General features: G+C 32.8%; 24 protein-coding genes, 1 tRNA gene and 1 other RNA gene. 4 read left to right on the top strand and 22 right to left on the bottom strand.

Annotated elements, in window-relative coordinates; all coding sequences use genetic code 11:
• Window positions 1-328 precede the first annotated feature (328 nt).
• From ssrA to N524_RS0111185, 12 genes are all read right to left on the bottom strand, one after another.
• Window positions 329-690: a transfer-messenger RNA gene (gene ssrA, locus N524_RS13290) on the bottom strand.
• Between the two features lie 178 nt (window positions 691-868).
• A complete protein-coding gene (gene smpB / locus N524_RS0111235) occupies window positions 869-1,333 on the bottom strand; it encodes an SsrA-binding protein SmpB (protein WP_017636860.1) in 465 nt (154 codons plus the stop codon).
• Window positions 1,334-1,354: 21 nt separating this feature from the next.
• The gene (gene rnr / locus N524_RS0111230) at window positions 1,355-3,730 is read right to left on the bottom strand and encodes a ribonuclease R (protein WP_029056545.1); all 2,376 of its coding nucleotides are present in this window, start codon (window positions 3,728-3,730) and stop codon (window positions 1,355-1,357) included.
• A 34-nt stretch (window positions 3,731-3,764) separates the two neighbouring features.
• Window positions 3,765-4,505, bottom strand: a complete 741-nt coding sequence (locus tag N524_RS0111225; protein ID WP_017636862.1) for an alpha/beta hydrolase — start codon at window positions 4,503-4,505, stop codon at window positions 3,765-3,767.
• A 173-nt stretch (window positions 4,506-4,678) separates the two neighbouring features.
• Window positions 4,679-4,912 (bottom strand): preprotein translocase subunit SecG, encoded by a 234-nt coding sequence (gene secG, locus N524_RS0111220; protein WP_017636863.1) that lies wholly within the window; start codon window positions 4,910-4,912, stop codon window positions 4,679-4,681.
• 68 nt (window positions 4,913-4,980) lie between these two features.
• On the bottom strand, window positions 4,981-5,439 hold the full coding sequence (locus N524_RS0111215; protein ID WP_029056544.1) for a hypothetical protein: 459 nt from the start codon (window positions 5,437-5,439) through the stop codon (window positions 4,981-4,983).
• A 217-nt stretch (window positions 5,440-5,656) separates the two neighbouring features.
• On the bottom strand, window positions 5,657-6,961 hold the full coding sequence (gene eno, locus N524_RS0111210) for a surface-displayed alpha-enolase (RefSeq protein ID WP_017636865.1): 1,305 nt from the start codon (window positions 6,959-6,961) through the stop codon (window positions 5,657-5,659).
• Window positions 6,962-7,101: 140 nt separating this feature from the next.
• Entirely contained in the window at window positions 7,102-8,619 is a 1,518-nt protein-coding gene (gpmI, locus tag N524_RS0111205; RefSeq protein ID WP_029056543.1) for a 2,3-bisphosphoglycerate-independent phosphoglycerate mutase, read from the bottom strand.
• Window positions 8,620-8,621: 2 nt separating this feature from the next.
• The gene (gene tpiA / locus N524_RS0111200; protein WP_017636867.1) at window positions 8,622-9,383 is read right to left on the bottom strand and encodes a triose-phosphate isomerase; all 762 of its coding nucleotides are present in this window, start codon (window positions 9,381-9,383) and stop codon (window positions 8,622-8,624) included.
• Window positions 9,384-9,487: 104 nt separating this feature from the next.
• Window positions 9,488-10,678: a phosphoglycerate kinase gene (locus N524_RS0111195; protein WP_029056542.1), complete on the bottom strand. Its 1,191-nt coding sequence runs from the start codon at window positions 10,676-10,678 to the stop codon at window positions 9,488-9,490.
• Between the two features lie 134 nt (window positions 10,679-10,812).
• Window positions 10,813-11,820 (bottom strand): type I glyceraldehyde-3-phosphate dehydrogenase, encoded by a 1,008-nt coding sequence (gene gap, locus N524_RS0111190; RefSeq protein WP_017636869.1) that lies wholly within the window; start codon window positions 11,818-11,820, stop codon window positions 10,813-10,815.
• 51 nt (window positions 11,821-11,871) lie between these two features.
• A complete protein-coding gene (locus N524_RS0111185; protein ID WP_029056541.1) occupies window positions 11,872-12,885 on the bottom strand; it encodes a sugar-binding transcriptional regulator in 1,014 nt (337 codons plus the stop codon).
• A 431-nt stretch (window positions 12,886-13,316) separates the two neighbouring features.
• Between N524_RS0111185 and N524_RS0111180 the strand changes: the two genes are divergently transcribed.
• Entirely contained in the window at window positions 13,317-13,538 is a 222-nt protein-coding gene (locus tag N524_RS0111180) for a hypothetical protein (RefSeq protein ID WP_017636871.1), read from the top strand.
• Window positions 13,539-13,644: 106 nt separating this feature from the next.
• Here N524_RS0111180 and N524_RS0111175 read toward each other — a convergent pair whose 3' ends face one another.
• A complete protein-coding gene (locus tag N524_RS0111175) occupies window positions 13,645-14,331 on the bottom strand; it encodes a DUF4887 domain-containing protein (RefSeq protein WP_029056540.1) in 687 nt (228 codons plus the stop codon).
• Between the two features lie 777 nt (window positions 14,332-15,108).
• Here N524_RS0111175 and N524_RS0111165 point away from each other — a divergent pair.
• Together N524_RS0111165 and N524_RS0111160 are read left to right on the top strand one after the other, a co-directional pair.
• Window positions 15,109-16,008, top strand: coding sequence for a TIGR01777 family oxidoreductase (locus N524_RS0111165; protein WP_029056538.1), 900 nt, complete (start codon window positions 15,109-15,111; stop codon window positions 16,006-16,008).
• Window positions 16,009-16,024: 16 nt separating this feature from the next.
• On the top strand, window positions 16,025-16,243 hold the full coding sequence (locus tag N524_RS0111160; protein WP_029056537.1) for a hypothetical protein: 219 nt from the start codon (window positions 16,025-16,027) through the stop codon (window positions 16,241-16,243).
• Window positions 16,244-16,368: 125 nt separating this feature from the next.
• Here N524_RS0111160 and clpP read toward each other — a convergent pair whose 3' ends face one another.
• Window positions 16,369-16,959: an ATP-dependent Clp endopeptidase proteolytic subunit ClpP gene (clpP, locus tag N524_RS0111155; RefSeq protein ID WP_017636876.1), complete on the bottom strand. Its 591-nt coding sequence runs from the start codon at window positions 16,957-16,959 to the stop codon at window positions 16,369-16,371.
• Window positions 16,960-17,148: 189 nt separating this feature from the next.
• On the opposite strand from clpP, the gene N524_RS0111150 reads away from it, so the two are divergent.
• A tRNA-Arg gene (locus tag N524_RS0111150) sits at window positions 17,149-17,220 on the top strand.
• Window positions 17,221-18,391: 1,171 nt separating this feature from the next.
• Here N524_RS0111150 and N524_RS0111145 read toward each other — a convergent pair.
• The 8 genes from N524_RS0111145 to N524_RS13615 form a co-directional block, all read right to left on the bottom strand.
• The gene (locus N524_RS0111145; RefSeq protein ID WP_017636877.1) at window positions 18,392-18,589 is read right to left on the bottom strand and encodes a hypothetical protein; all 198 of its coding nucleotides are present in this window, start codon (window positions 18,587-18,589) and stop codon (window positions 18,392-18,394) included.
• Between the two features lie 185 nt (window positions 18,590-18,774).
• Entirely contained in the window at window positions 18,775-18,909 is a 135-nt protein-coding gene (locus N524_RS13805) for a hypothetical protein (protein ID WP_259677265.1), read from the bottom strand.
• A 218-nt stretch (window positions 18,910-19,127) separates the two neighbouring features.
• On the bottom strand, window positions 19,128-20,540 hold the full coding sequence (locus N524_RS13830; protein WP_029056536.1) for an N-acetylmuramoyl-L-alanine amidase: 1,413 nt from the start codon (window positions 20,538-20,540) through the stop codon (window positions 19,128-19,130).
• Window positions 20,541-20,551: 11 nt separating this feature from the next.
• A complete protein-coding gene (locus N524_RS0111125; protein ID WP_029056535.1) occupies window positions 20,552-20,803 on the bottom strand; it encodes a phage holin in 252 nt (83 codons plus the stop codon).
• Between the two features lie 50 nt (window positions 20,804-20,853).
• A complete protein-coding gene (locus tag N524_RS0111120; protein WP_029056534.1) occupies window positions 20,854-21,255 on the bottom strand; it encodes a hypothetical protein in 402 nt (133 codons plus the stop codon).
• A complete protein-coding gene (locus N524_RS0111115; protein ID WP_029056533.1) occupies window positions 21,239-21,658 on the bottom strand; it encodes a hypothetical protein in 420 nt (139 codons plus the stop codon). Before N524_RS0111115 ends, N524_RS0111120 begins: the two co-directional genes overlap by 17 nt.
• 10 nt (window positions 21,659-21,668) lie before the next feature.
• Complete coding sequence (locus N524_RS0111110; RefSeq protein WP_029056532.1) at window positions 21,669-21,950, bottom strand: hypothetical protein; 282 nt, start codon at window positions 21,948-21,950, stop codon at window positions 21,669-21,671.
• A 43-nt stretch (window positions 21,951-21,993) separates the two neighbouring features.
• Complete coding sequence (locus tag N524_RS13615) at window positions 21,994-22,146, bottom strand: hypothetical protein (protein WP_037555776.1); 153 nt, start codon at window positions 22,144-22,146, stop codon at window positions 21,994-21,996.
• Window positions 22,147-22,149 lie beyond the last annotated feature (3 nt).

Here is a 22,149-nt window from a genome sequence, read left to right as displayed (position 1 = left end):
AAAAGAAATATCTTTAATATTTTGGTGATTAGCAAGTTACTCTTAATGGTAATAATTTACATAATATTATTGTTAACAAATATACTTTCTTAGTTTTATTAGTTAACAACAAGTTGAAATATTATTAAAAATGGTAAATGATTCTATACAAGAAAATTGTCTAGTTTTTTGAGAACATATATATTAACTCTGCTACAAAAATTATAATTAATGTAATGAGTTAATGGATTGTAATAAGACACTCTAAAATGGGTGTCTTTTTTTGTGTTGTGGCACATCTGTGGCAACAAAAACAAAAAACCCACAACCACATGGGTTGCAGGCTCGATAATGGAGACGGCGGGATTTGAACCCGCGTCCAGAGGTCCTGATACAAATTTTTCTACGTGTGTAGTTTATCATTGAGTTTCGCATAATGAGAGGTGATAAACAACCAACATTATGCTAGTTTGATTAAGTTTCATCTAAACAGACTTCAAACGGCAGTGTTTAGCATATCCTATTAAGGTTGAATCGCGTTAACAGCACATAGGAAATGCTGTTAGGCGATGCAGAGTGCTATTACGCAGCTACTGCGAAATTATTGTTTGATTTGCCAGTTATTATAAACTGAGTGTGTTAGTGACGGAGACAACCCTCCGACACGCTTAATAAGCTCTGGGGACCCCTGTCGAATCCATAAACGTCCCCGTAATAAAAAGTGTACTTTGTAGAATTTAAACACATCCTTCAGTCCATAACATCTCGACCTCAAACAACATCAAGTCATTCAAGTCGCGAACCAAATTTATGAACTAAAATCAATGCGCTTTTCTAACAAAGCACTTATTAATATATCAAATGTAGCCCGTGTAAGCAATAGTATTGCTTAATAACGGGCTTTTACAGCTCGATCCATATCACGTTTAACTGCTTTTTCTTTTAAAGCTTGTCGTTTATCATATTTTTTCTTACCGCGAGCAATGCCTAGTAATACTTTACATTGACCATGCTTCAAATATAATTTTAACGGAATGATAGAATAACCAATTTCACGTGTACGGTCACCTAATTTTAAAATTTCACGTTTATGCAATAGCAACTTACGAGAACGTAATGGATCATGATTGAAACGGTTACCTTCTTCATAAGGTGCAATATGCATATTATTTAAATAGATTTCGCCACGTTTAACTTGAGCATAGCTATCTTTTAAATTGGCACTACCTCTACGTATAGATTTAATTTCTGTACCTTGTAACACAATACCCGCTTCAATCGTATCTTCAATATTATAATCATGTCTTGCTTTGCGATTTTCAGCTAGTGTGCCCGGTGATTTTTTCTTAGCCATTCTGTCTCACCTCTTTGCTGCTTATTTTTTCTTTTTACGTGATTTTTTCTTTACACTTTTGTCTTTGTAAAATGGTTTATGCTTTGTATTTCCTTTTTTATCTTGTTGACGCGCATTTTTACCTTTACGTTGTTTACGTTTATTCTTACCGTTACCTTTATCATCAGTTTTTGATTTATCTAATGATTTACCACGTGTCTTCGCTTGGATTGTTTTACCACGTGCTGGTCTTTGACTTCTATCATTTTTAGGTAATGGCATACCAACGATTTGGAAATCAATCATGCGTTCATCTACATCAACATGAGTGACTTTTACTTTAACAGCATCACCAATACGGAATACTTTAGCTTGACGTTCACCAATTAAAGCCATTTGTCGTTCATCAAAACGATAATAATCATCTGTCATATTAGACATATGAACCATACCTTCAATCGTGTTTGGTAATTCTACAAACATGCCGAAGTTAGCTACTGAACTAATGATACCCTCAAATTCTTCACCAATATGTTGTACCATGTATTCAGATTTTTTCAGATCATCTGTATCACGTTCTGCTTCGATAGCACGACGTTCACGTTGAGACGTATGCTCTGCAAGTTCTGGAAGTTTATCTTCCCATTTGCGTTGTTCTTTCTTATCCATTGAATGTTCAATTAGATACTTACGAATTAAACGGTGAACAGTTAAATCCGGATAACGACGAATTGGTGATGTGAAATGAGTATAGTACTCTGCTGATAAACCAAAGTGACCTAAGTTCACATCATCATAATGTGCTTGTTGCATAGAACGAAGCATCATTGTAGAAATAACCATTTGTTCTGGACGACCTTCAACTTCTTCTTGAATACTTTGAAGCGTTGTTGGATGGATGTCTTCTCCAGTACCTTTAATCATAATGCCAAAGTTCGTAATAAAGTCAAAGAACTGTCTTAATCGGTCTGATTTAGGTTGTTCATGGACACGATATATAAATGGTACTTCCAACTTGTTAAAGTGCTCAGCAACTGTTTCATTAGCTGCTAACATGAATGATTCTATTAGTCGTTCACCTTCACCACGTTCACGAATTTGAACGTCAGTTGGAATACCTTCATTATTAACTAAAACTTTGGCTTCGCTAATATCAAAGTCTATTTCTCCACGACGTCTACGCATATTTACTAAACGGTTAGATAAATCTTGAGCTAAATCTAACATTTCAGTAATTTCACTGTACTGACGACGTACATCTGGATTTTGATCAGTGATGATTTGATTGACCGCATCATAAGTCATTCTGTAATTAGAATGGATAACACTGTCGAAAATTTCATGATTGACTACTTCACCACGAGCGTTGATTTCCATACGACAACTTAGCGTTAAACGATCAACTTCTGGATTTAAAGAACAAATACCGTTACTTAATCTATGCGGTATCATTGGAATGACTCTGTCTACTAAGTACACACTTGTTGCTCTGTCATATGCTTCTTTATCTAATGCAGAATCTTCCGTCACATAATAACTGACATCTGCAATACTTACAGTAAGTTCAGTATTACCGTTTTTTAACTTTTTAACACTGATAGCATCGTCTAAATCTTTAGCATCTGCACCATCAATTGTAATAGTTAATTCATCTCTTAAATCATGACGACCTTCTATTTCTGAAGGTTTAATTTCTTCTGGAACATTTTCAGCTTCTTTAAGTACATTGTCAGGAAATTCTATTTCTATACCATGTTGATAAATGATTGATAGAATATCTACACCTGGATCATTTTTATGACCTAAGATAGCTGAAATATGTCCTTCTGGATTATCTATACCATCTGCATATTTTGTAATTTGGACTAATACTTTATGTCCATCTACTGCTCCTAAACTTTGACCTTTAGGAATAAAAATATCTTGCATGATACGTTTATCATCTGGAATCACAAAACCAAAATGTTTCGCTTCACTATAAGTTCCTACGACTTGAGTGACAGAATGTTTTTCAATAGATTTTACTTCACCTTCTGTTTTACCTTTAAAGTCGCCTCTACCTTTATGAACTTCTACGATAACTGTATCGCCATCTAATGCTCTATTAATTTTTGTTGGTGGAATAAAGATGTCATCTACACCTTCTTCTTCCGGTCTAAGAAAAGCAAATCCTTTTTTATTCTGGCTTAATGTTCCTCTTACCAATTTTGAATTTGTTTTATTAGATTGCTTTCTTTGATATCTATCTGTCTTAGTACGTTCTATTAAACCAGTTTGCTCTAGTTCAACAAGCACCTTTATTAAATCTCTGAATGAGTCGGCACTATTTAAACCTAATGCATCTTGAAAATCTGATACTGACATGGGTTCATAATCAGGTTGTTTAATCATTTCTTCGATGGATTGTTTTAAATTCATTATGCCCCTCCTTTCTATCTATCTTGTTTATTTTTTATTCTGACCAATCTAATGATTCTAAAAAATCGTATATATCTTCAAAGACTTGTTCTTTTTCTTTATCAATCGTAATCACATGTCCTGAATTCGCATACCATTTGATATCTTTATCATCAGATTCTACAGTTTCATATATATAATTTGCTGACTGAGGATCAATCATTTTATCTTGTTCTGCTTGGACAACAAATATTGGGTCCATCACTTCATCAACTTGATTTTTGACACCTTTCATCGTAGCACTTAATTCTTCAAGTGTTTCTGTAGGATGAAAATGTTCCATTTCATAATCAATCGTTGCTTGGTCTTTACCCTCATATTTCTTAAAATTTCTAGCGTATTCTAAAAATCCTTCATAAATCGTGCTTGATGATTTATCATCCATTGGCGCACACATTGTTATAATACCCTTAACATCTCTGTTTAAGCTTAATTTTAATGCAAAAACACCACCTAATGATAAACCAGCAACTGCTATTTCGTCATATCCTTGGTCTACTAAATATTCATATCCATCTAAAACATCTTTAAACCATACATAAGGACTCGATTTCAAAATTTCTTCTGGTGGCGCAGCATGTCCTTCATATTGTGGCGCATAAGACGTATAGCCTTTTTTCTGTAAGAAACGACCTAATTGTCTTACATCTGAAGAATTACCAGTAAAACCATGTAATAACAATACTGCACGTTTACCTTCTTCAAAAAAGAAAGGCTTAGGTAGTTTGATTTGCATTATGTTCATCCCTCTTCCAAAAATTTATAAGATTTATTTAAATATGAGTTTTAAATTACATTAAGTATTATTTTGAACTCTAAGTGTATTATTTGAACTTCATTGCTTTTTATATCATTTATTTTGCAAGTATAATTATAAATAAAAAAGCCCGACATGAACATCGTCGGACCTTATATACCAAGATAACTTATGCCAATCATAAGTAAAAAGAATATTACAGATAAAATTATTGTTAATCTATGCAAGAATAAATCGACGCCACGTTGTTTTTGTTTACCAAATAACTGTTCTGCGCCGCCACTGATAGCACCTGAAAGTCCATTACTTTTTCCTTCTTGGAGTAATACAACAGTCACTAATGCAATACAATCTATTATTAATAACACGATGAAAAATGTATGCATAAAAATTGTCCTCCATTCATTATATACGAAACGAATTATAACACATCTTCGTATTAATTATCAATCTTCTATCGATTGAATGTACTTTTGCGTTTAATTGAAACGATTAACATATAAGTAGCTAAAATAAGTGACCCAATTACTACAATTAAAATTGGAAATGCAGCAATGACATTTTTAGCTTCTAATATACCTTGTACGACCATATAGAGGTTAACAAGAGTGAAAAATGCATTAGAAATATAAACAGCAAACATAAACCACCATAAATAAGGATGGCGATTCCAATAAGCAATAACGCCTGCTAAATATGCTAATAAATACATAATACCATCAAATCTAAAACTATTTAATACTTGATTCACAGAGTGTGTTGTTGTCTTCTGACCTGCTAATGATAATAGTGATTTCACAGTCGTTGTATCTAACACGAAAAAGTTATGAATGATTAACAGGATAAAAAATATAAGTGAACTGATAGCAATTACATTACCTGTAACAACTTCTCGTCTCGTAGTTTCAGCCATTTTAGTTCTCCTTTTGAAATTGAATACTTCTATTATTATACCAGTTTCAATGTATAAGTTAAATCATGCTAATTTAAATGACATTCTAATATTAAATGTATTTTTAAATATAAAAAACCCGTTACAGCCTCAACTCTGTAACGGGTTATCATCTAGGATGCGCTTCCTAGATATTTAGCGTGAACTTTATTGCGTGAACTCAACATTTAAGTCAAACTTATTTGTCTAAATTGTAGAATGATTTGATTCCATCAAATTTAGCTGTTTCATATAATTCATCTTCAATACGTAATAATTGATTGTATTTAGCAATACGGTCAGTTCTTGATAATGAACCAGTTTTGATTTGACCAGCATTAGTTGCTACAGCAATATCAGAGATTGTAGTATCTTCTGTTTCACCTGAACGGTGAGAAACTACTGCAGTGTAACCAGCTTTTTGAGCCATTTCGATAGCATCAAATGTTTCAGTTAATGTACCGATTTGGTTAACTTTAATTAAGATTGAGTTACCGATACCTTGTTCGATACCTTTATTTAGAATTTCAGTGTTAGTTACGAATAAATCGTCACCTACTAATTGTACTTTATCGCCGATACGATCTGTAAGTTGTTTCCAACCGTCCCAGTCGTTTTCATCCATACCATCTTCAATTGTGATGATTGGATATTTGTTAATTAATTGTTCTAAGTAGTCAACTTGTTCAGCTGCACTACGTTTAGCACCATGTTCACCTTCGAATTTAGTGTAGTCATATACGCCATCTTCGTAGAATTCTGATGAAGCACAGTCAAATCCTAAGAATACTTCTTCGCCTGGTTTATATCCAGCAGCTTCAATAGCTTGAATGATAGTTTCTACAGCATCTTCTGTACCTTCAAATTTAGGAGCGAAACCACCTTCGTCACCTACTGCAGTTTCTAATCCACGTTTACTTAAAATTGATTTTAAGTTGTGGAAGATTTCAGCGCCCCAACGTAATGATTCTTTAAATGATTCAGCACCTACTGGTAAAATCATGAATTCTTGGAATGCGATTGGTGCATCTGAGTGTGAACCACCATTAACGATGTTCATCATAGGTACTGGTAATTGTTTACCATTAAATCCGCCTAAATATTTGTATAAAGGTTGACCTAATAAGTCAGCAGCTGCTCTAGCTACAGCGATTGATACACCTAAAATAGCGTTAGCACCTAATTTACCTTTATTTGAAGTACCGTCTAATTGAATCATCATTTTGTCGATAGATACTTGATCTAATACTGAAAATTCACCTTCAACGATTTCTGGTGCGATAATTTCATTTACGTTTTCAACAGCTTTAGTAACACCTTTACCTAAGTAACGTGATTTATCACCGTCACGTAATTCTACTGCTTCGTGTTCACCTGTAGAAGCACCTGATGGTACTAATGCACGGCCGAAAGCGCCACTTTCAGTTAATACTTCTACCTCAACTGTTGGGTTACCACGTGAGTCTAAGACTTCGCGAGCGTAAACATCTGTAATAATTGGCATGTTTAATTTCTCCTTTAAATATATGATTTAAAGCTATTATAGCTTTATTTATTTGATTAATAAAATAATAATACATGTCGTTAATGAAAAGTTAACAAATAAGGAGTGTTTTCCCCTTATTTGTAACAACTTTCCTAACATTAATGATTAATTAAAGATTCTCCAGTCATATCTTCTGGTTGTTGAACATTTAATAAATCTAATAATGTTGGAGCTAAATCTCCTAAACGTCCTGTTTCTCTTAATGTTACGCCTTCTTTAGTAACAATAACTGGAACTGGGTTAGTTGTATGAGTTGTCATAGGTTGATCATCATCTGTTAGGACTTGGTCAGAGTTGCCATGGTCTGCAGTGATAATCGCATGACCACCCATATCGATAATTTTATCTACAACTTCACCTAAACATTCGTCAACTGCTTCAATCGCTTTGATTGTTGGTTCTAACATACCACTGTGACCAACCATATCAGGATTAGCAAAGTTTAATAAGATTAAATCTAAATCACCTTTGTCTAATTCTTCTAATAAAGCATCTTTGACTTCATATGCACTCATTTCTGGTTTCAAGTCATAAGTTGCAACTTTAGGTGAATCAATTAGTCGTCTACGTTCACCTTCGAATTCAGCATTACGACCCCCACTCATGAAATAAGTAACATGTGGGAATTTTTCAGTTTCAGCTATACGTAATTGTTTAAGATTATTATCTTGAGCTACTTCACCGATAGTATTTTTAAGGTCTACTTTTTCAAATACAACTTCTGCATCAACGTCATCATTGTATTTTGTGAATGTAGCATAGAATAAATCATTCACACGTTCTACTTTGAAACCTTCGAATGCTTTATTAGTGAATATTTCAGATAGTTGAGCTGCTCTATCAGGACGGAAGTTATAGAAAATAACTGCATCTCCGTCATTAACACCTTCATTTTGTCCTTCAACGATAAATGGCTCAACAAATTCGTCAGTTAAGTCTTTAGCATAGTTCGCTTCTACACCTTCTTTAGCTGTAGAGAACGTTGGACCTTCAAAATTACGAATGGCATTATAAGCTTTTTGCTCACGATCCCAACGTTTGTCACGGTCCATTGCATAATAACGACCTGAAACAGAAGCGAATTGACCAACACCTAACTCTTTAAATTTAGCTTCAGCGTCTTCGATATATTTAATTGCAGATTTTTGATCAACGTCACGTCCATCTAAAAATGCATGTACATATACTTTTTCAAGACCTTGTTTTTTAGCTAATTCTAAAATAGCGAACAAGTGTTGATAATGACTGTGAACACCGCCATCAGAAAGTAAACCAAAAACATGTAATGCTGAGTTATTATCTTTAACATGTTTAACTGCATTGTTTAACACATCATTTTCAAAGAAATCTCCATCTTCGATTGATTTGTTAATACGAGTTAAACTTTGATAAACAACACGTCCAGCACCGATGTTCATATGACCTACTTCTGAGTTACCCATTTGGCCTTCAGGAAGACCTACATCTAAACCACTAGCTTCGATTTGTGTAGTTGGATATTTACTATAATAACGATCGAAATTAGGTTTATTAGCTAATTTCACAGCGTTACCGTGTTCACTTTCACGATTTGCAAAACCATCTAAAATGATTAGGGCAGTTGGTTGTTTTGCCATAATTATTTTGCACCTTCTAACAATTGTTCAAAATCTTCTACTTTTAATGAAGCGCCGCCTACTAATGCGCCATCGATGTCTGATTGAGCCATGTATTCTTTAATGTTGTTAGGTTTAACACTACCACCATATTGAATACGAGTTGCATCAGCTACATCTTGACTTGAAACGTCTGCAAGTGTTTTACGTACGTGTGCACACATTTCATTAGCATCTTCAGATGTAGATGATTTTCCTGTACCGATAGCCCAAATTGGTTCATATGCGATAACAACTTGTTTAAGTTGTTCGTCTGATAAACCTTCAACAGCTTTCTTAACTTGGTTACCTACAACTTCATTTGCTTTTCCACTTTCACGTTCTTCATCTGATTCACCAACACAAATGATTGGTGTCATACCATGATTGAAGATAGCATGTGCTTTTTTGTTAACTTCTTCGTCAGTTTCGTGGAATAAATCACGACGTTCAGAGTGTCCGATAACAACATATTTTACGCCTAAATCAGCTAATGCTACAGGAGATGTTTCACCTGTGAAAGCACCATTATCTTCAAAATATGCATTTTGAGCACCGATTTGTAAGCCTTTAGCTTTACCATCTTTCACTGCTGTAATTAATGCGTCTAATTGGATTGTTGGTGCACAAATTACTGATTCAACTTCTTTTGGATCAGGTAATGTTGATAATTCGTTAACGAAATCTTTAGCTTCTTGAACTGTTTTGTTCATTTTCCAGTTACCTGCGATAATTGGTGTTCTCATTCATTACACTCCTTAATAATTTAATGTTTATTAAAATTCTTAAAATGTCTTTCGTGTTTTATTTTCCCAAATATATTCGAGAAAAACACAGAGTTACATTTATATTATTTATCATTGATTGCTTTAATACCTGGTAATTCTTTACCTTCTAGGTATTCTAATGATGCACCGCCACCTGTAGAGATGTGAGAGAAGTCATCTTCGAATCCAAGTGAGATTGCTGCAGCTGCAGAATCACCACCACCGATAATTGTTACAGCATCTTGTAAGTTAGCGATTGATTTACATACACCAATAGTACCTTTAGCAAAATTACTAAATTCGAATACACCCATAGGTCCATTCCATACTACTGTATGCGCACCTTGTAATTCTTTGTTGAATAATTCAACTGTTTTAGGACCAATATCCATTGATTCTTGATCTTTTGGAATTTCATCAATTGATACTTCAGTAATTTCTGCATCATTTGAAAATTCTTTAGCTACTTTAGCATCAATAGGTAATACGATTTGGTCTCCATTGCTTTCTAATAATTCTTTAGCAAAGTCAATTTTATCTTCTTCTAATAGAGATAAACCAATTTCTTTACCTTGTGCTTTAAGGAAAGTATAAGCCATTCCACCACCGATAAGAATTTTATCAGCAATATTTAATAAGTTTTTGATTACACCAATTTTATCAGATACTTTAGCACCACCAAGGATTGCTACTACTGGTTTGTGTGGATCATTAACTACGCCACCGATGAATTTAATTTCTTTTTCCATTAAGAAACCTGCTGCAGTTTCTAAATGAGTAGAAATACCTACGTTAGAAGCATGTTCACGGTGAGCAGTACCGAAAGCATCATTGACAAATACGTCACCTAATGAAGCCCAATATTTACCTAATTCTGGGTCATTTTTAGATTCTTTTTTACCATCTAAATCTTCAAAACGAGTGTTTTGTACTAATAAAACATCGCCAGCTTTTAAATCTTTAATTGAAGATTCTAATTTTTCTCCACGAGTTTCAGGTACGAATACTACGTCTTTGTTTAATTTTTTAGATAAATCATCAGCAACAGGTTTTAAAGTTAATGATTCTTTGTCGCTTTCTTCTTTCACTTTACCTAAGTGTGAAAATAATACTACTTTACCACCTTGTTCGATGATGTATTTGATTGTTGGTAATGCTTGAACAATACGGTTGTCGTTTGTAATTTCACCATCTTTTAAAGGTACGTTAAAGTCAGCACGAACTAATACCGTTTTGTCTTTAAGTTCTAAATCAGAAACTATTTTTTTAGCCATTTTCATTTCCTCCTTTAATTAGGAAAACATATATTAAAAAATAAGCGGAGAAGCGTTTGTGCTCCCCGCTTACTCATAAGCTTTATTATAAATTTTAACAGTTAAGAGCACTAGTTAAATTAACTATGCTTTAATTATTTAGATAACTCAGCTAATTTGTTTAAAGTACGTACTAATTGAGAAGTGTAAGACATTTCATTGTCATACCAAGCAGCTACTTTAACTAATTGACGATCGCCAACTGACATTACACGAGTTTGAGTTGCATCGAATAATGAACCGTAAGTCATACCTACAACGTCAGAAGAAACGATTTCATCTTCAGTGTAACCGAATGATTCGTCAGAAGCTTGTTTCATAGCTTTGTTAACGTCTTCTACTGATACGTCTTTTTCTAATACTACTGTTAATTCAGTTAATGAACCAGTTGCAACTGGAACACGTTGTGCACCACCGTCTAATTTTCCGTCGATTTCAGGAATAACTTTACCGATTGCTTTTGCAGCACCAGTTGAGTTAGGGATGATGTTTTCTGCTGCAGCACGAGCACGACGTTTGTCGCCTTTTCTGTGTGGAGCATCTTGTGTATTTTGGTCACCAGTGTATGCGTGGATAGTTGTCATTAAACCTTCAACTAAACCAAATTCATCATTTAATACTTTAGCTACTGGAGCTAATGAGTTTGTAGTACATGAAGCACCAGAAACTACTGTTTCAGAACCGTCTAATTCTTGGTGGTTAGTGTTGTAAACGATTGTTTTTAAATCGCCTGTAGCTGGAGCTGAGATTAATACTTTTTTAGCACCTGCGTCAACGTGAGCTTGTGCTTTATCTTTATCAGTATAGAAACCAGTACATTCTAATACTACGTCGATATCTAAGTCTTTCCAAGGTAATTTGCTTGCATCTGGTTCGTCGAATGATTTAACTTCTTTACCGTTAACGCGGAATCCACCGTCGATAACTTCTACTTCACCAGTGAAGCGTCCTTGCATAGTATCATATTTTAATAAATGAGCTAACATATCGTCATCAGTTAAGTCGTTTACTGCTACTACTTCTAAACCTTCAACGTCTTGAATTCTTCTAAATGCTAAACGACCAATTCTTCCAAAACCATTAATTGCTACTTTTACTGCCATTATAATGGCCTCCTTTAAAATGATATTTAAAAAGCTTTGAACTTTTTATTCCTAATTTAATATTACTTTCGCCGCAGCTTCGTCAGTGATTAACACTGTATTCTCAGGTGCAATTGAAAGATAAGCTTTAATTGCTTCTCCTTTAGATTGACCACCTGCTACTGCAAATATAAAGTCTTTGGACTCAAGATCTTCTAATTGTAATCCAATCGTTTTCACTTTATGGACTACATTGCCTTGAGCATCAAAATAATATCCAAATGCTTCACCTACGGCGTGGTGATGTTGAAGTTTTTCTATCACATCTGTATGTGATTGTCGTCGATACGCCATCTTCAGCGCATCACCGATACCGTGTATGGTTACATTTGCTTGTTTTATTTTATCGAGTGTGTGACTAACTGAAGGTTCTAACATTAATGTATTATATGTAGATTCGCTTACGTTATCTGGTACATACAATGTTGTGTAGTAACCACCTGCTTGTTGCGCCATGCTTGATGCGATAGTGTTTGCTTGATAAACCATGTTCTCACCAAGTCCGCCTCTAGCAGGTACAAAGAATACATTAAATGGTAATAAATGAATGGATTCACTTACATAAGCCATTGTAGAACCACCTGTTACAGAAACAATTGCATCTTCATACAATATGCTTTCTAATAACTGACCAGCTTGTCTACCCATTTCTCTCTTAACTGTTTGTTTCTCGTCAGAATCACCAGGGACAACATGTACTTCTTTTATGTTGTACTTTTCTTTAATAGCTATTGCCATTTTATGGTCATCTGAATAGTGGTTGAAGTAGTCATTCAATTGTTTAATTACTTCTTTACCCTTTTCAGTGATTTCCATACCTGTTGATTTAACATTGATTAGTTCTTGTTTTTTTAATAAATCTGTTTCAGAACGTAGAACTCTTTCCGTCAAATCCATATGTTCACTTAAGCTGCGTCGTCCAACTGGCTCATTTTGAGAAATAGTAGTTAAGATTGAAAAACGACGATACATCTTTTCGACCAAATCTGGAATAAGTTGTTGTTGAGTTTCGATCAAATCTTTCACTACTCGTTCCTCCTCAATATATTTCTAAAGGATGAGTCAATTTTGTTGAATCATAGAGGATTGACGTTTAAAGTCCCACGTGGGACAAAATCTAACCTCTTTACAATTGCAATAGTACTATTATGCGAATTAAAATGCAAGTAAATCCGCTCAAAATTTTCCAAATATTGTGTAAAGCGATTTCATTCGTTGTACCTACAGTTACGTGAATTTAATCACTTGGTTACAATAATTTATCCTTTTTTGAAAGTTTGTTATGTCATTCAGTGGATTTACTTTAATAAACAATATATTTATAATATTACCCTTTATATTGTGTACTAACCATTCGGTGATATTCTACGATATTCGACATTCATTTCTATTTCTAACACTTTAATTTATAATCTAATTAAATCAATTTCTAAACTAGGAAGAAGGCTTGTTCCATAATGAACAATAATGAAGAAAATAATGTTGAGGTCATCGATCCAACTGACCCTCGTTATAAAGATGAAGAACATTTTCATCAAAATATACAAGATGACTCTAAAAAAAGATATCAAACATATTCATATGGATGTACACACACAGGTTGTGGTTGCACAATGGGGTGTGGTACTTTAATGTTTATTTCTTTCATTATTACAATGATAATTTATTGGCTATTTTAATAAGTTCGGTAATTTTCATAATAGTATTTGTTAATAGAAAAAACCGATTAAGTCATAGAGTTGTTTACATATAGTAAATGCTCTACATACTTAATCGGCTTTTTATTTAATCGTCTGATTCACTTTTAGATGAACTGCTTTGACTTTGTGAACTTTGAGAATTACTAGATTGTTGTGTGTTACTACGTTGCGTATTATTGCTTGAATTATTACTCTGTGATGATTGTTGTGTGCTAGGTTTAGCTTGAGTACTTTGTTTCTCCTGAGTACTTGGCTTTTCTTGGGTACTTGGTTTTTCCTGAGTACTTGGCTTTTCTTCAGTACTTTGTTTCTCTTGCGTACTTGGCTTCTCTTCTGTACTTTGTTTTTCTTGTGTGCTTTGTTTTTCTTTTGTTTTATTATCTACTTTTGATTTTTGTTGTGTTTTTTGCTGTTGCGTTCTTTGTTGAGTTGAAGGTTGTTGTGTTGTTTGTTGACGTGTATTTTGTTGAGTTTGCTGAGTTTGTTGAGTCTGTTGTTGAGTATTTTGATATTCTTTAGACTTATCGTCAGAAGATTTTTCTTTTTTATCTTTATCGTCTTTGTCTTTTTTGTCTTTTTTATCTTTCTGCTCTTGCTTTGTCTCGTTATTAAGGCGCTCATTTGCTTTTTTAGAATGATCTACAAATGAAAATATAGCAAATGCTAGTCCAAATAATAGTAATAAAACAATAATAATACTTATTATTTTAGCGATTCCGCTCATACCTTTTTTGCCTCGATTTTCATAATCATTAAAATCTTGCTTTGACATATTCTCCCTCACTTTAAACATGGAATATTCTATAATATTAAATAAATCTTTATCTTAAGTTGATGAATTGATTCAATCGTTAAAAACATAAGTTAAAATGTTCATTAAGTTTAGCAAATAAATTTATACTTAAACTTATCTTACTTATGATAACATCATAATGAATAAGAAACATCAATTTTAACCATTTTAATATAAATTTAATAAGAACGGTTTGTGATAATAATGAAGAAAATACTTGATGATTCACTGGAATTTGATAAAGAAGAAAAACAAAAAATAACATTAAAAAAGATGCTCATATCAAATGATAATAATCAAAATCATGTTCCTAAACTACGTGAAAGCTTTTTTTATATCATTATCCTGTTGCTATTATTTAGCTTTATATGGATTTTTAATTAGTAATTTCAAAATGTCTTTTTATATTGCATAATATATTTTTCGTTTTTAAGTTAATTTCTGTAAAAAGATGTAATTATCATTTAGAATAGGATTGAAGGTAAAAAAAGACCCATACGCTGCTCGCATGGGCCACTACTAAAGGGAGTCAAAATTTACCTTCGCTAGTATATTATGGGGTATACTCATACTAATTAAGAGATGTTTAATTAATTTCCGAAGGTACAAATTTATTATAACTTAACACAAAAATTTTTAAATACGATTATAAAAAAGTCTTTGACATATTGTTGGCTAAAAAATGGATAAATTTTGAATAACTAGAATCACTACTAAGTAATTTATGAATTACAATTTTCAAGTTGAGGTGAAATAATGAAAAATTATTTAATAACTGGTGGAACGGGTATGGTTGGTTCGCATTTAGTAAACGAAATTAAAAAGTCAAATGCCCATATAACAATTTTAACTAGACATGATGAACAATCTAACGATACTAAAGTTTCATATGTAAATTGGGCTAAAGAAGGTTGGGAAAATAACGTTCCAGATATAGATATTGTCATTAACTTAGCAGGCGCTACACTTAATAAACGATGGACTGAAGATTATAAACAGACTTTGATGTTAAGTAGAATTCAATCTACTCAAGCACTAGTTGATTTGTTTAAAGAAAGAACACATAAACCAGAAGTATTATTTAATGCAAGTGCAATGGGTTATTACCCTCCTGACTATCATCATAGTTATACTGAATTATTTAAAACGCTACCTTTCGACTTTTTATCAGATATCGTCTATCAATGGGAAAGATTTGCTCAACAATTTGAATCCTTTGGAACTAGAGTTGTATTAGGTCGATTTGGTATGATTTTATCTAATGATGGTGGCGCACTTCAAACTATGAAATTACCCTATCAATTCTATGTAGGCGGTAAACTTGGTTCTGGATATCAATGGTATTCTTGGATTCATATCGATGATTTAACACGTGCTATTCTATTTACTATTGGTAATGAAAAAGCATATGGACCATTTAATTTAACTGCCCCTATTCCTGAACGTCAAAATCTATTTGGCTATACATTAGGTCGAGCTATGCACAAACCTCATGAAACATGGGTGCCAAGTTTTGCTATGAGATTAGTTTTAGGTGAAATGTCAACTGTAGTATTAGATACACAAAAGGTATTACCAAATAAACTACAAGCACTAGGTTTTAATTTCATGTATAATAATCTTAAAAGTGCACTTGATGATTTAGTTAGTAAATAAGATAAGAGGTACATCTATGAAGAACTCTCAAAACAATCGATTAACATATATTTTACTCATTATAGCAGGCGTTATTTGTTTAATTAACGGCGTACTTGCGTTTGACCATTCGATTATTATGATATCACTCTCTTTACTTTTTATGATTATAGGTATAGGTGTTTTATATTTTTCAATTCGTGGATTGAAAAATGAAATAAAGAAACCCAACAACAAAGCACGTTATAATAAATAAAATTGACACTCAATCAAAGTCGCACTTTGATTGAGTATTTTTTAATTAAAAAAGGTGTCAGAACAATTGAATTTGTCCTGACACCTTTTAGAATATCATTTGTTAAAAAGTTATTGTGTAATGAATTATTGTTTACCTTCTGGTTCCATTACTTCATCAACTAAACCATATTCTTTAGCTTCTTCTGCAGTTAAGAAGTTATCACGATCTGTATCTTGTTGAATTTTTTCAATAGATTGACCAGTTCTTTCAGCTAAAATACGGTTTAATTTTTCACGTGTTTTTAAGATATGGTTAGCAGCGATTTCAATTTCAGTTGCTTGACCTTGTGCGCCACCTAATGGTTGGTGAATCATTACTTCAGCGTTAGGTAAAGCAAAACGTTTACCTTTAGCACCTGCAGCTAATAGGAATGAACCCATTGAAGCAGCCATACCAATACAAATAGTTTGTACATCTGGTTTGATGTGTTGGATTGTATCATAAATCGCAAAACCAGCTGTTACACTACCACCTGGTGAATTGATATATAAGTAAATATCTTTCTCTGAGTCTTGTGCTTGTAAGAATAATAATTGTGACACGATAGAGTTTGCTACATTATCATCAATTTGTGATCCTAACATAATAATTCGGTCTTTTAATAAACGTGAATAAATATCATACGCACGTTCACCGCGGTTTGTTGTTTCAATAACTGTAGGAATTAAATTCATTTATATTTCCTCCTTGTAATAACTGTTAATCCTAATTTTAAACTAAAAGTCAAAAATGGTCAAAAATAAAGCTCTTTAGCTTAGTTTGTTCATTGACGTTAAGTTAAATACTTTTGTACACTAGAAATAACTATTTTTGATTGTACTTATTTTAATTGATTTAGTACAGAAATAAGCTTTATATCTTTACCCCTCGTAGTGTAATGGATAACACATAAGATTCCGGTTCTTAGAATAGGGGTTCGATTCCCTTCGAGGGGGCTAATAACGAAAAATTAAACACTTTTTGAAAATAAGAATCCCATAATGACGGGGTTCTTATTATTTTGCCGTCTAATAACACACTATATAAAACAGATTTTTAGGGACTTTTTAGGGACCCAAGTTCCAAATAAAAAAACCACACCCAAAAAGGGTATGGTTAAAATAAATTAAACAGAAGATCTATTGTGAGAGATGGAGTATTGAAACTCCAAAAATAATTATAACACATTGAGAATAAAAAAACATTTATAATTTAACTAGAAATAGAATATAGTAATCTAAAATTAATGTATATAATTGAATATAAAAAAGAGCAGTCCCTTGGACTGCATCTTTAAACGAACAGAATTTTATGAGAACACTTTAAAGTCGAACACTACAATTACATTGGAATGTTCAAATATTAATATACACGATATTTTTACTTTTGACAATACATTATAAAAATACTGTTTTTTGGTAATTAATTCGCAAAATAAAATACTCGCACCTTAAAGGCTACGAGTATTTCGCAAATTTTGCATTACTAAAATGCATGGAAAATAACACTCAGTGACATGCTTGAGTTTTACAAAGGGATTATCGTAAGGCTAAGTTCTTTGCATGTAAAAAATAATAACATAAAAAAAGAGATAATTAAAACAATTATCTCTTTAATGCAAAGTATATGAGGTTATACATGCATATTATATAATACAACAATTAATAATATAATGCAAAAAAACAACACGAAGTATATTAGTTGGTTGTTTATACAGTTATATATTCTAAAGAAAACACTATTTTAATATATCACACAATATTTTTTATGTACAAATTAAATTTATGTATAAAAAATAAGGCGGTCTATTGACCACCTTAAATGCAAATTGAAATAATCCCTACACTCATTATAGCTTGTTTTTGAATAAGTACAATAAAAAAGGTAGCCTTTCGGGCTACCCAGCATAAAGAAAAGATAATAATCGTTTAAAATGGTGATTTTATGAGTGTGGATAATTGGGGAATTATACCACAAATTAAATGTATCACTTATTTAACAGTGAAGAAACCCTAAATTGTCTTTTTTTCGATTAAATTCATAAAAAAACCACATTCATTTAGAATGTGGCATTAGAATATAGTACCGTCATAAAGACGTTATCGTTATTAGTTATATTATAGCATATTACTGATTATTTTCCTCTATTTTAATTTGATATTCGTATAGCTTTTCAGTAGTGTTTAAGGTTAAATTATCTACATCACGTTTGCCTTGCCTTAATTGTGATAGTACATATTGTGATACACCAGTAGCTTTATATATTTTATATCCTGTTATATCACTTTCAATCAATTCAATTATTTTTTTCTTGTATTCTGACAAGTTCTTCACCTTCATATCTATACCCTAATTTTTTCATATGTTGGATTCTTGCAAACTTAATTATCTCGGGCAATAATAAAATAAATATTAAAAGCATTACTTTAAAAATGATATTCATTTGAATTCATCACCTATCTGTAATATAATAACCATGAAAAGAGGTAGGGGCTTTTGCCCCTGTTGGATTAATCATTTTTCTGATTATCTTTCTTGGCTTTAAGATAATCTAGATGCCATTTTCTTAGTTGTTTTATAATTGCTGGTGTTCTTTGTACTGTAGCAAGTACGATGAGCATCAGCATTTTTATGATGTCGTCCAAATCAACCACCTCCTTTCATGGTGGTTTGTAAGTCATTAACTAACTTACAAATACAATTATACTGCACAGTTGTTTACGTTACAAGTTTTTTATTTAAATTTTTACATAAAAAAATAGGGCAGTCGCTAGGACTACCCTTGATTGAAAGGAAAAGTGCGTATTTTTATTAGAGTTCTTTGTGATTATATTAATAAAAACTCTTTAATTATGCTAACATATCATTTCCACTTAATGGAACCCCAATACTTCTCATTTTTAATTTTTTCTTGTTTGTCTGTTATTTTACATAACGCACAATAGAAATATCCTGATGATGGATTAGTAGGATATTTGAATTTCGCCCACCAATAACCATCTTTTTTAGTAATACTCACAAAATCTACCCATTGATTAGCTAATAACCAATCAGAACTTGGTACGACAGAACCTTTCAAGCTTGGACTACGTCTTACTTTGATTGTTGTATTAGTAGTAAATCTACCTTTCCAATTCCATGTGATCTGTTTTTCTTTCTTTTTCTCTTTCGATTTCTTGAGTAATTTAGATTCTATTTTCTTGTTACTAAATTTAGGACGTATAAACCACATTTGCGTGTCGTATTCGTGTTTACGACGTGTGACCGTTTCCCAACCGGTTCCATTATTGATTGGTCCACTTGTCCATCCACCGCCAAGCCAATTTTGTTCAAGTACAATGATGTAGTCGAGTGTTGCCTCAACGACCCAAGCAACATGACCCCAACCATCGCCCATTTGTTCTCCCCAAACGACTAAATCGCCTGGTTTAGCTAAAAAGCTAGGTGTATTTTTGAATACTGTAGCCTCATTTTTAAACTTATCTTTATTATAAACATTAAAAGGAATGTCTTTGGCTCCATTACCTTTAAGTCCATGACCAAATAATTTATCCCAACCTACGTTTGCGTAATCGAAACATTGAAAAGCTGCGTACAAGTCATAATCGTATTGCTTACCTTCTGTAGATTTTAACCATTTTACGAATTCATCACGTGTAAATGATGTCGCACCTTTTTCTACTTTCACTGGTGTAGCTTTAACCTTTACGTTTTGTTTGTAGTATTTAGCTATTAATTTATCGAGATTTGATGTATTTCTGCCATAACCAGACGCTTCTAATGCGTTTCCTGGGTCTTGTTTATCTGCTTGAATATCTTGATGTCCTGGCATTCTAGTTTTGTAATCAATATGCCAATACTCCGCAAGATATGCTAACACTCTAGCACCATTGTCTAACGCTTTTTTACTACGTTCTCTATCACTGAAGTAACATATTTCGACACCTATCGCTACATCGTTAGCGTCTTTGTTGTACAAAAGGTTGTCTGTAGGCGCATCATAAAGCACGTGCCAAGCCTTCTCTGTCGTCGGTATACAAATGATACATTCTTTATCATCAACGAATATATGCGCGCTAGCTACACTGTTCCAAGGTATATTATAAGTATTCTCATAGTAAGTCACATTTGATTGTGCAGTTGTGTTGATGTTACCTGTATCATGTGCAACGATAAATTGTGGTTTTCCGCCGTCCATTGTTTCTCCATATCGGCGCGTTCCTTTTGTTAGTAATTGATATCTTACTTTAACACCTTTCCAATTCTCTGTAGCCATTTATAACACTCCTATTTTAAATTATTTTCTTTTAAGTATTCTTCTTGTGCTTTTGAATGCGAGTGAATAACATATGTGTTTTTATAGACGCCATATATCGCAATTACAAAAGGTACTATTGACGTAGCGAAATTTTGCCATGCGTCTAACTTTTCGGGCATTAAAAAAGGAACTTCGATACCACTCGCTTTTAATGCAAGGTATAAAGCACCTAATATACCACCAAATAAGCCAATATATTGTTTTAATTTATCTGAAGTCATTTGATTATCTCCTTTTGAGTAAAATAAAAAGCCGACGCGATGCGCCGACTTTACTTAAATAATATTGGTGCGAGGCCAACTGCTGCAGTGAGTAGACTAAACACACCACCAACAATTGCTGTCGCTATACCCACATTGAACGATTGCTTTTTACTTATAATCTGACCAAAACTTTCTAACTGATCATCATGACCTTTAACTTTGTATTTTAAATCGTTTACTTCTGAAACAAAACCTGTCATTTTATCACTTATTTTTTCTAAATGACTTTCTTGTTTCTTTTGCGATTCATAGGTTTGTTCTTGTATTAAAGTTTGCTTATCCACTTTATTATTTAAACTATTAATTGCCTCTGTTTGTTTTTTGTCATTCTCATTAATTCGTTCATAAATCTTACCTGTACTACGTTCCCACTCATGACGTAATACATATTTTTCATCGTTTTCGGACAATGCCGATCACTCCAAGCACGCAAATAATAAAGTTTAATACTGCAAGCGTCGAAAATTGTAATGGCGAAAGCCAATTAATAGCGTGAAATATACTTGCTGATGTCATTAAGAAGTAGAACAAACCATTACCTGCACCACCAATCATGATTAAGTAATTAAATGTATGATTCATCTCCCTTTTAGGTAAGAAAAAAGGAGCAATAATTAGCATTAAACTAAATACCATACCAAAAATCCCCCATACCCAAATAGGCATGATGTTATGAAGTGCTATATAGAATTGTGAATCATCTAATATATCTTCTTGTTCTTTTGTCCAAAAGAAACCTCTTTCGAACATAAGTAGTCCAACGCCCATGTAAAGTATCACTTTGTGGATATAATCAAAATATGTTTTTTTCATAAATTCACTCCTATTCTGCGACAGTATAAGTAATGTCAATAACTTGTTTAGCTACTTTAATAGTCAACAATTCTTTTGCTATACCAAATTCATAATTCAATTCATTTAAACTGTTAAGACGTTGAGCGAGTTTTTCTGCTTTCTCTTGTTCATCAATCTTATATGCTGCAGATGTGTTAGTGCTTGGGAAGAATTGCCCACGATAGTCAATACTGAGTGTATTTTCTATACCCTCACTGTCTACTTGTACCAAAATATAATTTTCTTTTTTGTTTACTACTTCATTTGCCATAATCGATTCCTCCTATATTTGTGTATAAAAATAGTGCTAAGGATTACTCTTCCTCAGCACTTTGATTTGTTTGATTTTGTTCTTGTATGATTGCTTTTAACATTGCATTTTCTTGTGTAAGTTTTGCTACTTCCTGCGTAAGATAATTAATTGTAAGTTGTGGATTAGCTTGTAATCCTTGATTTTTATTTTCCATTGA

It is taken from the genome of Staphylococcus sp. URHA0057 (assembly GCF_000620265.1).
GTDB lineage: Bacteria > Bacillota > Bacilli > Staphylococcales > Staphylococcaceae > Staphylococcus > Staphylococcus pasteuri.
The sequence above is the reverse complement of the archived record's forward strand: the minus strand, read 5'-3'. Positions and strand labels throughout refer to the sequence as shown.

Bases quoted from the DNA above. Each gene is read 5' to 3' on its own strand.
- smpB (WP_017636860.1), bottom strand. From the start codon at position 1,333: ATGGCTAAGAAAAAATCACCGGGCACACTAGCTGAAAATCGCAAAGCA.
- rnr (WP_029056545.1), bottom strand. From the start codon at position 3,730: ATGAATTTAAAACAATCCATCGAAGAAATGATTAAACAACCTGATTAT.
- N524_RS0111225 (WP_017636862.1), bottom strand. From the start codon at position 4,505: ATGCAAATCAAACTACCTAAGCCTTTCTTTTTTGAAGAAGGTAAACGT.
- secG (WP_017636863.1), bottom strand. From the start codon at position 4,912: ATGCATACATTTTTCATCGTGTTATTAATAATAGATTGTATTGCATTA.
- N524_RS0111215 (WP_029056544.1), bottom strand. From the start codon at position 5,439: ATGGCTGAAACTACGAGACGAGAAGTTGTTACAGGTAATGTAATTGCT.
- eno (WP_017636865.1), bottom strand. From the start codon at position 6,961: ATGCCAATTATTACAGATGTTTACGCTCGCGAAGTCTTAGACTCACGT.
- gpmI (WP_029056543.1), bottom strand. From the start codon at position 8,619: ATGGCAAAACAACCAACTGCCCTAATCATTTTAGATGGTTTTGCAAAT.
- tpiA (WP_017636867.1), bottom strand. From the start codon at position 9,383: ATGAGAACACCAATTATCGCAGGTAACTGGAAAATGAACAAAACAGTT.
- N524_RS0111195 (WP_029056542.1), bottom strand. From the start codon at position 10,678: ATGGCTAAAAAAATAGTTTCTGATTTAGAACTTAAAGACAAAACGGTA.
- gap (WP_017636869.1), bottom strand. From the start codon at position 11,820: ATGGCAGTAAAAGTAGCAATTAATGGTTTTGGAAGAATTGGTCGTTTA.
- N524_RS0111180 (WP_017636871.1), top strand. From the start codon at position 13,317: ATGAACAATAATGAAGAAAATAATGTTGAGGTCATCGATCCAACTGAC.
- N524_RS0111175 (WP_029056540.1), bottom strand. From the start codon at position 14,331: ATGTCAAAGCAAGATTTTAATGATTATGAAAATCGAGGCAAAAAAGGT.
- N524_RS0111165 (WP_029056538.1), top strand. From the start codon at position 15,109: ATGAAAAATTATTTAATAACTGGTGGAACGGGTATGGTTGGTTCGCAT.
- N524_RS0111160 (WP_029056537.1), top strand. From the start codon at position 16,025: ATGAAGAACTCTCAAAACAATCGATTAACATATATTTTACTCATTATA.
- clpP (WP_017636876.1), bottom strand. From the start codon at position 16,959: ATGAATTTAATTCCTACAGTTATTGAAACAACAAACCGCGGTGAACGT.
- N524_RS13830 (WP_029056536.1), bottom strand. From the start codon at position 20,540: ATGGCTACAGAGAATTGGAAAGGTGTTAAAGTAAGATATCAATTACTA.
- N524_RS0111125 (WP_029056535.1), bottom strand. From the start codon at position 20,803: ATGACTTCAGATAAATTAAAACAATATATTGGCTTATTTGGTGGTATA.
- N524_RS0111115 (WP_029056533.1), bottom strand. From the start codon at position 21,658: ATGAAAAAAACATATTTTGATTATATCCACAAAGTGATACTTTACATG.
- N524_RS0111110 (WP_029056532.1), bottom strand. From the start codon at position 21,950: ATGGCAAATGAAGTAGTAAACAAAAAAGAAAATTATATTTTGGTACAA.
- N524_RS13615 (WP_037555776.1), bottom strand. From the start codon at position 22,146: ATGGAAAATAAAAATCAAGGATTACAAGCTAATCCACAACTTACAATT.